This is a genomic window from Candidatus Chloroploca sp. Khr17 (genome assembly GCF_004138165.1).
Classification (GTDB): Bacteria; Chloroflexota; Chloroflexia; order Chloroflexales; family Chloroflexaceae; genus Chloroploca.
Genome location: NZ_RYFF01000086.1, coordinates 1 through 12,185 on the forward strand (window position 1 = coordinate 1; position 12,185 = coordinate 12,185).

General features: G+C 61.0%; 10 protein-coding genes and 1 pseudogene. All 11 read right to left on the reverse strand.

Annotated elements, in window-relative coordinates; genetic code table 11:
• Positions 1–686 (reverse strand): annotated as a pseudogene (locus tag EKD05_RS23960) (sulfotransferase family 2 domain-containing protein); the annotation flags it as partial.
• Complete coding sequence (locus EKD05_RS23965) at positions 683–2,392, reverse strand: FkbM family methyltransferase (protein WP_129677906.1); 1,710 nt, start codon at positions 2,390–2,392, stop codon at positions 683–685. The pseudogene EKD05_RS23960 and the gene EKD05_RS23965, both read right to left, overlap by 4 nt.
• Entirely contained in the window at positions 2,370–5,309 is a 2,940-nt protein-coding gene (locus EKD05_RS23970; RefSeq protein ID WP_129677908.1) for an AMP-binding protein, read from the reverse strand. The genes EKD05_RS23965 and EKD05_RS23970 overlap by 23 nt, the downstream gene beginning before the upstream one ends.
• Complete coding sequence (locus EKD05_RS26910) at positions 5,275–6,195, reverse strand: ATP-binding cassette domain-containing protein (protein WP_129677910.1); 921 nt, start codon at positions 6,193–6,195, stop codon at positions 5,275–5,277. Before EKD05_RS26910 ends, EKD05_RS23970 begins: the two co-directional genes overlap by 35 nt.
• Positions 6,195–7,232 (reverse strand): hypothetical protein, encoded by a 1,038-nt coding sequence (locus tag EKD05_RS23980; RefSeq protein WP_129677912.1) that lies wholly within the window; start codon positions 7,230–7,232, stop codon positions 6,195–6,197. The genes EKD05_RS26910 and EKD05_RS23980 overlap by 1 nt, the downstream gene beginning before the upstream one ends.
• 3 nt (positions 7,233–7,235) lie before the next feature.
• Entirely contained in the window at positions 7,236–7,661 is a 426-nt protein-coding gene (locus tag EKD05_RS23985) for a hypothetical protein (protein ID WP_129677914.1), read from the reverse strand.
• 16 nt (positions 7,662–7,677) lie between these two features.
• Positions 7,678–8,109 carry a hypothetical protein gene (locus EKD05_RS23990; RefSeq protein ID WP_129677916.1) on the reverse strand — a complete coding sequence of 144 codons (432 nt, stop codon included), beginning with the start codon at positions 8,107–8,109 and terminating at the stop codon, positions 7,678–7,680.
• The gene (locus EKD05_RS23995) at positions 8,106–9,128 is read right to left on the reverse strand and encodes a sulfotransferase family 2 domain-containing protein (protein ID WP_165360940.1); all 1,023 of its coding nucleotides are present in this window, start codon (positions 9,126–9,128) and stop codon (positions 8,106–8,108) included. Before EKD05_RS23995 ends, EKD05_RS23990 begins: the two co-directional genes overlap by 4 nt.
• A gap of 178 nt (positions 9,129–9,306) precedes the next feature.
• Positions 9,307–10,959, reverse strand: coding sequence for a glycosyltransferase (locus tag EKD05_RS24000; protein ID WP_129677920.1), 1,653 nt, complete (start codon positions 10,957–10,959; stop codon positions 9,307–9,309).
• Positions 10,956–11,909: a sulfotransferase domain-containing protein gene (locus EKD05_RS24005; RefSeq protein ID WP_165360941.1), complete on the reverse strand. Its 954-nt coding sequence runs from the start codon at positions 11,907–11,909 to the stop codon at positions 10,956–10,958. Before EKD05_RS24005 ends, EKD05_RS24000 begins: the two co-directional genes overlap by 4 nt.
• A 39-nt stretch (positions 11,910–11,948) precedes the next feature.
• Positions 11,949–12,185, reverse strand: a 237-nt coding sequence (locus tag EKD05_RS24010; RefSeq protein ID WP_129677924.1) for a glycosyltransferase, incomplete at its 5' end; no start/stop codon positions are given.

The following is a 12,185-nucleotide window of genomic DNA, read 5'->3' on the forward strand; positions in this document are numbered from 1 at the left end:
GCGCGGGGCGGCTCAACGGGCGCAGGGAGGCCCAGCAGGTCGGCGATGAGCAGCACTGACTCGGCGTAGCGTTCGGTGAGGCCAACGACGGCCATTTCATCCAGCCAGGCGCGAGCGTTGGCGCTCAGCAAGGGCAGGTCATCTTCATTCACAAGCTGGGGGATATCATGCGGGCGCTGCAGTGCATGGGCTTGTGCATCCGGTGCGCATTGTGCGACAGCAGAAAAAAACGCCTCATAATCGCTACGGTTGCCCAAGTGGCGGGACTGCGCGTTGCTGAGCACGTTGGTAAGGAGTCGGTCATCCAGGCATTGCGACAATTCCATTCCCGATAACCGGCTAAGTTCGGCGCGGAACTCCACCTTGAAACGTTCCGGATGGGCTGCATAATAGCGTTGTTGATAGCTGAAGTTCGAGATTGCGCGCTCCACCGGATTGCGCAGCAGCGTTACCACGGTGAGATCCGGGCGGTCAAGCCACTCGAACAGGCTGCGACCGTTATGCCAGTCATGGTAGCAGCGGAACCCCCTGATGTTCCGATCGGTCAACATGGTAATCTGCCGCAGGCCGAGATCGAAATAGCCCCCGGCATAGGCGCTGCGCAGCCACTGCCCCAGGGAAACGCCGCCGGTCTTGGGCACGTGCATGAAGTAGACTGGCGGCGGTTCAAAGAACACTGGGATCATGTCAGATACTCCGCGATGAAATTGCGGCGAGCCACGATGACATGTTCGCCCCGATGCCATTCGAGATCGAAACGGTGGGTGGCAGCGTAAAAACTGAGCGTGCAGCCCCGCTGAAAGCGATCATGCAATTCGACGATGATGACGCCGATCTGATCAATCCAGGGCGCGGCCTCGGCAAAAACCTCTCTTTCCGCACTTTCAATATCAACTTTGAGCAGATCTATAAAATCGAGCTGAAAATCCTCCATCAACTGGGTCAAGGTCACTGTATCAACTTGTCCAAGCACCGGCATGGCCGAAGGTTGCCCAGTCCTTTGCACGTGAATAGCGCCGTACAGCCCTGGCGTCCCTACCAGTTCCAGCCTTGTAGGCACATCCCAGAGCGCAGCATGGATCGGGATAATCTGCGGATAGGCAGCAGCATTCTTGCACAGCAGGTTGAAATTGGCTGCTTCCGGCTCGATAGCCAGGATGCGCGCGGTGGGAAAGCGATTAGCGAAATAGACCGCAGTCAGGCCGATGTTAGCACCCGCATCAACCACGATCTTGGGCGTGCGGCATAGGGGCAGATCATACTCCCCCCGCGCCATCACCTGACCATAAATGCGAAAGTCGGAAGTGCGCAGGCGCAAATGCAGGGGATGTCGTGCCTGCCGGGAATGGATCTTCACTTCGCCATCTGGGGCAAACAACGTTGCCCACAAGATGCGCAGGCCTTGCCGTCGACCAAACCAGCGCATGTATTGGCGCATGGCAGGGGCGCGCCAAAAGGGCGCAGCAATGCGCTGCAAAGGTACTTTGAGTGGACGGAGAAGTTGACGCAGCCGCGGTGCAATGCTGTAGGTGCGCCGCGGTTGGGCTTGATAGCGCGCCCACTGCTGCGCGAAAAGCTCCGTGGCGCAGGCATAGAGTTCCAGGTCGTAGCGATTCAACTCCTCCAGCCGGGCGACTACATCCGGGGCAAGCTGGTCCCGGTAGTGCATAGCCGGGTCGCTGCGCTGCGGGTTGATGTTGATCCGAGGCAGATCCGCCGGGACAGGGATGCCAAGCAGGTCGGCGATGAGCAATAATGACTCGGCGAAGCGTTCGGTGAGACCAACGACAGCCATCTCTTTCAGCCAGGTGGCGGCGCGGCCGTAGTCTTCAGCTTCGGACGTTGTAGCAGCTTGTCCCAACCACGGAAAATCGAACCAGGAGACGGCGTTAAGCGGCGCCCGGAGACCGGAGCGCGGCGCCTGAAGCAGTAATGTGTAGTCGTGCTCGTTGCCCAAGATGCGGCTTTGGGCGTTGGCGAGCAGATCGTCCATGGCGCCGCTGCGAATACAATCGTCGGCCGTGGCGTGCAACCACGGTTGCAGTTCTGCCAGATAAGACGCGGTAAAGCGGTGCGCACAGTTCAGCGCCGCGCGTTGAATCCCGTAGATATCGGACACAGTGCGTTCGACAGGGTGACGCAGCAGGGTGCAGCAAGTCAGGTCGGGCCGAGCCAGCCAATCGAATAGATCCTTACCCAGATGCCAGCAATGATAGCAGGAGCACTGGCGGAAATGAAGGGTGGTCACACCTGAGAGCGTCTCTGCTTTCAGATCGACATAGCCACGTCGGCCGTACGTTGCCCGCAGCCACTTCCCCAAGGCCGTGCCGCCAGTGCGGGGCAAGTGCATGAAGTAGACGGGGGGCGCTTCAAAATGCAGCAGGGTCGCCATCGCTTCGCTCCGTACTGGGCAGCGCGAGATGCTGCGCCATGATTACTCGCCCCACCGAAGCCGGTGTTTGTCGCCAAATTGAGTCTATGCGTCGGCCAAATTCCTGAACGATGGTTGAGATTTGTTCATTCCGATTGCGGCTGCCATCCCATACGAGTGGCGGCGAGATCACGACCCGCACCCGCCCATCGGCCAATAGCACGGAGTGAAAAGGCAAGACCAGCGCATCGGTGGCGACTGCCAACTCGGCAAATCCAGACGAGAGCCGGTGCTGGCGGTCTCCGAGCACAACGGGGACACCGGTTGCCACATTCTGTTCATCGCCAGCGATGACGACCAACCCACCCTTGATCAGTGTCTGATAGGCATCCATTGCCACAGCCGCCCGCCACCGTTTGTCCTTGGCATTGGCATCTGGCACCCCGAGCTGGGCTGCCTTCGCCAGATATCGCTGGTTGCCCACCCCTGCCATAGGGACGATGGAATGGCTGAAATAACTTTGAGAGGCATACCGCGTCGGCGCGTGAAACCCAACCAGAATCGCACCACGGCCTTCTTCGATCGTGCCTGCCAGATGGCCTGCGCCTTCGACAGTGACATACTGGCTCCACCGACGGTTTGTGACAGCACCCGCCAGTGCCTCGTTGAGATCGGCGATGAGCACAGACTGCCATTGCCCCGGCCGAAGATGATGGTCGCTCTCTGCCTTCCACCGCGCCAGGATGGTCTGGCTGACCAGGTTGAACTGCACCTCCTGCGCGATCTGCGCTGCCGGCGTGCCCATGCTCTGCGCAAAGCGCCGCACGAGCTGACTCTCTGGATGATAAAGTAGCGCCTGAACCCAGGGCTGACCACACCAGGCCATCAGCCATTGAACCCCCTCAAAATAGGGCTTGCGAAAGGCCTGCGCCTCGATGGCGGTGCGCACCCGCACGCGCACCCGCTGGGGCAACGCACGCACGCGGCGCTGCCAGGAATGCGTGCGTTGCCTGACAGGGGACGGTGCTGTGGCCATCACTGTCGCGTCGGGTTCCTGCGCTGGTGAGGGCACAGAACTGCCTGCCAACAGCCGCACCAGGTGCGCCACGGTCGCCTCGCGAAAGAACTCCGCCGGCACACGCTGCCCCGTCGCCCGCTCCGCCGCCAGCACTATCCGCATCGCCAGCAGCGAATCCCCGCCTAACGCGAAGAAGTTGTCGTCTACCCCAATCTCGTCTACCTCCAGCAGTTCCGCCCAGATATCGGCGATCTGTTGTTCCTGTTCGCTGTGCGGGGCGACGAAGGGCGTGTCCACCTCTGGCCGTGCCTTGCCCGGTGGCGGGAGCGCCTGGCGATCTACTTTGCCGGAAGCAGTCAACGGCATACACTCCAGTTGCACGTAGCGCGCCGGGATCATATAGTCCGGCAAAGAGGCCTGTAGCTGACTCCTGAGTTCGGCAGCAGGTGGCCTTTCCTCTGCCGCAGACGTCAGATAGGCCACAAGGTGTTTGACGCTGCCGGTGCCTTCCACCGCCACGACCGCCGCCGCGTTGATCGCGGGCAGCGCAAGCAGTGCCGCTTCGACGGCACCGATCTCGACGCGATTGCCCCTGATCTTGACCATCTGATCGACCCGGCCCAGATGTTCCAGCAGACCGTCGTCGCGCCACCGTCCCAGATCGCCGGTCAAATAGATCTGCTTCTGGCGGTCAGCCGGATCGGGCAGAAAGCGGGACTGTGTCAACGCTGGGTTGCGCCAGTACCCGCTGGCAAGCCATGCGCTCTTGACTGCAATCTCGCCAATCTCGCCGTGCGCCACCGGCTGCTGGTGCTCGTCGAGCAACAGGATTTCCGTTCCAACAAGTGGACGGCCCACGGGCACGGTCGGCCCCGCGAGAAAGGTCTCTTTGCCGATGAAGTGCCAGCAGTAGTTACCTGCTTCCGTGCTGGCCAACCCGATGCGCAGGACGCAATGATCGGCAAAACCATGCCGATAGAGACGAATGTCCTCGGGTTGAATCGTCTCGCCACCGAGCTTGATGATGCGCAGGTGCGGGAAGTTCGCCCCACCATCCAGCGTGGCGGCAAATTGGCGAAAGAAGGAGGCGACCGAGTGATAGACCGTGACCTGTTCATCACGCAGCCAATCGCGCAGGTGTGCCGCAGTCTGACTCTTCAGGCGGATCGGCAACAGCGTGGCCCCGCCAAGCAAGGCGGAGAAGACGATGCCGAGGGATGCTCCAAAGATCAGCGGGGCAGGTGCCATCATGCGATCCGCCGGTGTGATGAAATAGCCGTTGATGTGGGTCATGCTCTGGTGAAGCAGGGCGCGATGGGGCTTGAGAATGCCCTTCGGTGCGCCGGTGGAGCCAGAGGTGTAGGCGATGTGCGCATACGTGGCACCCGTCATCGGGATTGCGGGCAAGGGTTCGTCGTCGGCGACCTCCAGTTCATCCAGGGGAAAAACCGGGAGTCCTAGCGGTTCGACTTCAGCCAGCGACGCTGCTGCCGCACCGTCCCTGTCGGTCACAATTGCGCTTGCCCCTGCGTCCGCGAGGATCGCGTGCATCTCCAACTGGGAACTGGCCGGGTTGATTGCGACAAAGAACTTGCCGGCGCTGAGGATGCCCATCATCGCCACCACGGCGTTCACGTCACCACTGGCAAGGATCGCCACTGGCTCGGCATCACGGCCCAGCCGATGCAACAGCGTGGCCGCCAGGCGGTTTGACCTTCGGCTCAATTGTTCGTAAGACAGGGCTGCGTCGCCGACCTGCACGGCAATGGCATGCGGATGTAGGGCAACTTGGCGTGCGAAACAGTGAGCAATCGACTCGTCAAGCCAACTCCACGCAAACGGACGGAAGTCCGCTGGCGCAACGAGTGCGCGTGGCAGCGCGACATCACCGACAAAGACGGATGGATTGGCGACACTCATGGGAGCAACTCGTCTTGGGTAAGCATTTTGTTCCCGTCACTTCAGTCAACTTGATACCGCTGTTTTGTGCGTTCAAAGCCCCAATGAAAGGTGTAGAGCGCAGGTGAACGCCAAAGGCGGTGGCTGGCTTTGGGATACAGCCACCATCCATTTCCAGCCCAAACGCGACATTGTCGCGGACGGTCATCCACGGGAACAAGCTGTGATCCTGAAACACCAGTCGGCGTTTGGGTGGCTTGGGCCAAGCGGCAAACGCGATCGTCCCGCCGTCCGGTGTGAGCAACCCGGCGGCCAGCCGCAGTAGCGTGGATTTGCCACAGCCGCTCGGGCCGACGAGCGCGACGAACTCGCCCGCCGCCACGGTGAATGAGACGTCAGCTAACGCGATGACGGCACCCCGCGGGGAGCGGTGCGTCATCGTCAGGTGGTCAATCGTCATCGTTCCCCGGCTCATGTTCTCTCCATCACCACTACGACACGCTCCCTTCAATGGCTTTGTGATTCCGTGCGCATATGTGCCCGCTCGCGTATGGCATTGCGCTTGCCCAGGGCGGCCCATGCAGCGTGGGCATCTGACCGCGCCCACGCGCATGTCGTGATCCTGCGCACCCTCCAACCCGCTCCGCAGCCCGCCCACGGCCCGCACCAACTCCGTTCGCAAGACCGTCAGGTGGTTGATATAGTTGTGGGCGAGCAAGAGATCGGGGCTCCAGCCCGGCTTGAAGGATGGACTGAAGCGCCGGCCACGCTCGTCGCAGTGGGCGGCGAGCCAGGCTGTATAGGATGGGCTACCGCGCCACTGCCGCAACCGGCGGATTAATCCACGCACACCCTCACGACGCAGTAGTTGCCAGATACGTTCGCCGCGCCGCCACAGCCATGCCATCAGACGTGCTCCCTGATCGGCAACTGGCCTCTTTTCTCGGCCTCGAAGAGGGTCATGACAGCAGCAGACGCGGCGGCGGCCCGCATCCGCACTATCGGATCGTGCTCGGCGGGTTGCGGTGGCGGCCTCCGCCCAGCGGTAGCTACAGCGAGCACGGCGGTGAAATACGGTCCATAGATGCGTCTGCGGCGACCAAAGGGCAGCTTGCGCGAGCGATTGACCGGTTCATCGTTGATCCGCCGACGCAAATCAATGTAGATCGCCCGAGCCATGCGGTAGAGATCGCCGTAGATGCCGACGATCCCGCGCTGGGCGTCGTACCAGTTGCGCTTGGCGATAAAGCTGAGACCACCCAGATGCAGCAACTGCGGCGAGTCGACAACGGTGACCGCGTAGCCCTGCTGCTGCAGGCTCAGGTTGAGCGCCTTGCCGGTATCGTAGAAATGGCGTGGCCCGGCCAGGCCGCGCTCAGCGCACCAGGCCTGGAGCGGCGTCGGCAGTTGTTGCCAACTCCGCATCTCGAAGCCGAAGCCCTGGCAATGGATGAGGTCGGTGAGTGTCCGATTGTCGTACACCGCAAAGAAGGTGCCGCCCAGGGGCACCCCGACGACGGTGCGGTCATGTTCACCGCAGATAACGTCATAGCCAGGTTGGAAAACCCTGTCGCCTGGACGCATCCACAGCGGCGCACCGGCAAAGAGACCGGTGTGGCTCCCGACAAGCGGCTCGATCGTCGCCATAAACGGCCCGGTCGCCAGGATGTCTGAGTCCAGGAAGCAGAAGTGCTCCTCCTGGCACTGGGCCTGGAGGTAGTTCAGCGCCTGGTAGTGGCTCAGCGGACGGTCGGTGGACAGTGCTAGCAGTTCGAGCCTGGGTTCATCAGCGCAACGCGCTTGCAGCAGAGCTACCTCGGCGGTGGTGCAGCCGTTGGCCACCAGCCGGAACCGGCAATCTGACCAGCGCAGCAGCGTTGACACAAACGGCAGCAGGTAGACCACCGAGCCGGGCACGTAGATAATGTGGAACGTCAGGAACACAGCTTACTCTTCATCCTCCCGGCGTTGGCGAAAGAACTCCGGCAGCCAGCGGCGTAGCCGTGGCTGGTCAGTGGCCCACTCCAGACAGCCCGAAGATCCAACTCGGAGATCGCGCGCTGGGTCGAAGCCATGCTGATGCAGCAACTGACGTCCCACGCCAGGCTGACGATGGTTCATTTCGCCATGCCAGAGGTGCAGGATCGCGCCCGGCGTGCAACCGATGCGCCCATCTACCTGGGCTGCAACTGGTTCGCCCCAGGCCAGGAAGTGCATCCAGTATGGACTGTTGGGCTGGCGGACGCCTGGCAGGTTGTGCAAAGCCTGGCGCAACTGGCGCGGGACGATGCTGCGCAGCAGCGCACCGAGCCGTCCACGCTGGGTGCGCCGGCTGAGGCTGCTGAGCCGTGACCCCTGGCGCACACTCTGCACGCAGCGGCTCGCGAAGTCACCCGCAAAAGCATGGACCAGGAAGTGATCGCCGTTGCTGGTGATGAAGGCCTTGTACAGCATCGAGCAGTGCGGCGGTCTCCACCGCCCAATCCGGGTTGGTGAAAAGGATGTCACCGTCCAGCCAGGCGACTTTCTGCGCTTGTGGCGGCAGGTGGCTCACGCCCAGATTGATCAGCCGCTCCTTCTGCCACAGCACGTCTCGCGCCTGCACCTGGATCACATCCGGCCCCGGCGGCAGCTCAAAGGGATCGTCGCCAAAGGCGCACTCCACGGTCAGCAGGGGAATACCGGCTGCACGCAGGGGTGCGGCAAAGCGGGCGTAGTTGGCCGGCCGGGTGCGGTAGTGGGCCGGATTGAAATAGGCCGTGACGCACCAGAGATCGGCGCACGGGGTGTAGGCTGGCGCGGGGTGAAGCCGGTTCATCATCGTTGGCCTTGGCTTGCGTTCGGTGTGCGCCGGTTCCTGCGTTTTGCCCGTAGCAGCCGCACCTGCTGCGCAAGCCCCGGCCAGGTGCGGCGTAGCCAACGCTTCAGCCGGGACTCGGCCCCGCGCAGGGGGATGCGCAGGCGTGGCGCGATGCTATACGTCCGCTGCGGCTTGGCTCGGTAGCGCGCCCATTGATGCTCAAATAGCTCGGTGGCATGAGCGTAGAGTTCCAGGTCGTAGCGGTTCAGTTCCTCTAGCCGGGCCACCACTTCGGGCGCGAGCTGGTCGCGATAGCGCATGGCCGGATCGGTGCGCTGCGGGTTGACATTGGCGCGGGGTGGTTCGGTGGGCGCAGGGATGCCCAGCAGATCGGCGACGAGCAACACTGATTCGGGGTAGCGCTCGGTGAGGCCGACAATGGGCATTTTGTTGAGCCAGGCGTGGGCGTTGGCGTAGAGCAGGGGCATGTCATCCGCATCCATGAGCAAGGGAACGTCGTAGGGCCGCAACAGAGCGTCCTCCTGGCGGTTCCGGCGAACAGCGGCGAGAAATGCAGCGTAATCCTTGCGGATGCCCAGCAGACGAACCTGGCCGTTGCTGAGCATGTGCGTGATCAGTTCATGCTCCAGGCATGCTTCGATCCGGCTGTGTTGGACTGTGCGCATCATTGCCAAGAATTCTGGTTTGAAGTTAACTGGTACCTCTATAGCTCTTCGTTGATGGAACTTGAACGCCGATATGACCCTTTCGACGGGATCGCGGAGCATGGTAATGACCGTGAGATCGCTGCGGCCAAGCCACTCGAGCATACTACGACCATGATGCCAGGCATGATAACAGCGAAAGTCCTGAATGCGGTGACCCGTCAGTTTCGTGATCTGAGGCAAATTCAGATCGAAATAACCTGTGCCGTAGACGCGGCGCAGCCATTGTCCCAGCGCCATGCCGCCGGTTTTGGGCACGTGCATAAAATAGAGCGGGGGTGGTTCAAGTTTCAGGTGCACCGGGTATTCTCTCATGATATTTAGCATCTCTCCTTCAGCGTTGAATAGAGCGATGACAACCGAGCTGCGTTGGCAACTTCTTCCACAAATTTATGGTTTCTATACACGCGATTGGGCTGCGCCCAAATGCAATTGGGCTTCGTAAACACTGAAAAGCAGTCAAGGAGGATCGCCCCTTTCCATAGTTGGCATGTCACTTCAGTTTGCAGATTGAGTGCAAGAACCAGTTTTTAAGACGTCGAATGTACGTGATGATGTGCCAGGACAGCCTGTAATCGAGCCTGCGTTTGTAGGTAGCTCGTTCTATCGCCACCTGGAAGAAATGGCGCTGATACAGTTCAAAGTGCTTTGTCATGATATAGGAAAAATGTCGCCGCCGGTCGGTTTCGGACGCCCGGAACGTTTGCAGCATGGAATCCGTGCGCACCCGATACTCGAAGTAGACTGGTTCGAGCCGGTGGAACTGCCACCCATGCTTTGCGGCGTGCAGCCAAAGCTCCCAATCTTCCAGCGCGTGGAGCGTCTCGTCATAGCCGCCGCATTGTGTCCAGACTTCCCGCCTGAACAACGCGCAGGCATCGATGAAGTTGCGACCTAACATCGTCAACAGGTCGAAATCAGGGAGATCGACTCTGCGATCCTTTGCACCGAAATCCAGGCGTGCGCTGTAGACGACGCCGACGTCCGATTGGTTCCGAAAGACTGCCAGCGCCGCCTCAATGAAACCAGGGCGGATCCGGTTGTCTGCATCAAGCGGCAGGATGATGTCGCCGTGCGCCTGCTGGATGGCCCGGTTGCGTGCAGCCGCCAGGCCTTGATTGGGCTGGCGCAGAATTTGATAGCCAAGTTCGTCGAGTCGTTCCAGGATGCGCAGCGTCTCGGGTTCGGTGGAGCCATCATCCACGATCATGACTTCGCAACCCGGCGGCGCACTGCGCTCGACGCTGACCAGCGCTTCCACCAGATAGCTGCCATGATTGTAACACGGCATGATGATAGATACGGCTGGACAGGAAGTGATTGCCGTCGGCTGGCTGAATTTCAGTGGGGCAGTCTCGACCGCCCACCTGCCCAGGCTAGACAGATCAGCCGCCTGATCGAGCGCTGCAAGTTGAACAATGCAGCCGGGGTAGATCGCCGCCGCCAGCGGGATCATCGGGTCGCCGGACGAACGTGTCGTGAACAGGCGTTGATCTACCGTGCTTGGCCGCCTGTCCGGTGCCAGACGGATTCCCCATCGCTGCTCAATCAGGCGCGGCAGTTGTTCCGGTTCAACAAAGAGCCGGTCGGCGCTGACTAACAGACTGCGTTTGGAAAAGCGTTGGTGAAACGCCAGCAGCCGCCGGTTATAAAACTGCCAGATCGCCCAGGCATACTCAGGATGTTCGATAAAAATTGGTGCGTTCAGCCGCTGGATCGAAGCGACCACATTCCAGGGATACCGATAAATCAACAAAAAACGTGCCTCCGGCAATCGTTCCGCCCAGAATTCGAGCAGGAGCGTGCTGCGCGGATCTTTCCATCCCCAAACTACAGCGCCAGTTGAGCGTAATTCGATCAGGCGTTGCACGTGGGGCGCAAAGGACGCCAGCCTTGTTGTATCGAAACGCTCATCTTCAGTCCAGCCCCAATCCGGCCAGCCACGGGTACCCCCCGCCGTAGCCGCAGCCACCATGCTCCGCTGCAATTTGACGAAGTCAGCGTCCTCAAAATAGCCACGCGGATTATGACGATTGCCGGGAATCAGGCGTGATCCCATATCGACGCCGTGTTGCGCCAATAACATGGCGGTCATCGATGTCCCCGAACGGTGCATGCCGGTGACAATAATGGGCGTTTTCGTCAATCTTGCCTCCCTCTTGCGCCTTTGTGTGACGGTAGGGCTGGCGTAGTAAGCCAGTGGCTGAGATCGCAGCCGAGCAGTACTTGCAACTCCAAGATATCGTCTCGAAATGACTCGGTTAGTTCGGCATGCAAATCGCGCGGCAGTGGCGGTGGGTTTGTGACGTTGGCCCGGCGCACCCAGCGCACAAGCCGATCACGCCAGGTTTTCGGCAGCCAATGGCTCCCCAATTGTTTGAGGGGGTGAGGCTGGTCCAGCCAATGCGCCAGTCTGGAATTGCGTGGCGCCGTCGCACGGTTGATGCCACGCGCTACCTTTGGCAACGCGACGTCACGCACCCCGAGAAAGCTCACTATCTGCTTGAGTACAGTCTCTGGTGCCTGACGCCAGGATTCGTAAAGAAGGATGCACAACTGGCGGCGAGGAAAGAGTGTCAGAAAGGAGTGCAGGTTGGTCGCGTAGCGGCTATTGGCGCAATACTGAAAGCCAGGCAGCCAGCCCGCCCCCCGGCGTCTGTCTTCTGCCGCCAACGCGTCGCGAAAGTCGGCCAGAGGCTCGATGCCCAATCGGCGGTGATGCCAGTAGGCTGAATAGGTGCGCTCTGCGGGCTGACGCAGAATGGCAATGAGTCGAACGTCGGGCGTCAACTGGTGCATGGCAACAGCGCTGGCAGACGATTGCGCCGCGCTGAGATAGATGGGTGACGCCTCGCCGCACCGCTGCGAGGGTGCGGCAGGGGCAAACAGCGCCTGGTAAGCCGCCTCATCGCTTACGACGCCCTGGCGAAAATGCTCAGCGCCTGGCCCAACAAAGGTTAACGGCTGATCGACGAAGGCAAAGAACCGTGGCTCTTTGCAGCGCGGCATGAATATGTCAGGATGCTGTCGCAGTGTCGCGAAAAGTGCTGTCGTGCCGCAACGTTGCCCACCGATCACAATGAAATCTGGTTTCACGGGCATGCTCCTTCGAATCAACTGGGCACGCAGGCGCTGTTACGCCAGATTCGGATTGACGAGTTCGGCCTGCGGTTGCATATTGACTGCCAGCGCCACCTGAAAGAGGGCTTCCGGCGCCAGGGTAGCGTCGTGAGCCAGGAAAGCCACGAACTCGCCGGTCGCCGCAGCGAGGGCGCTGTTGGTCGCGGCGGTGATGTGGCCGTTTTCAGTGCGATAGACGACCCGAATGCGGGCATCGCGGGCCGCGTAGGCATCCAGGATGGCACGTACATG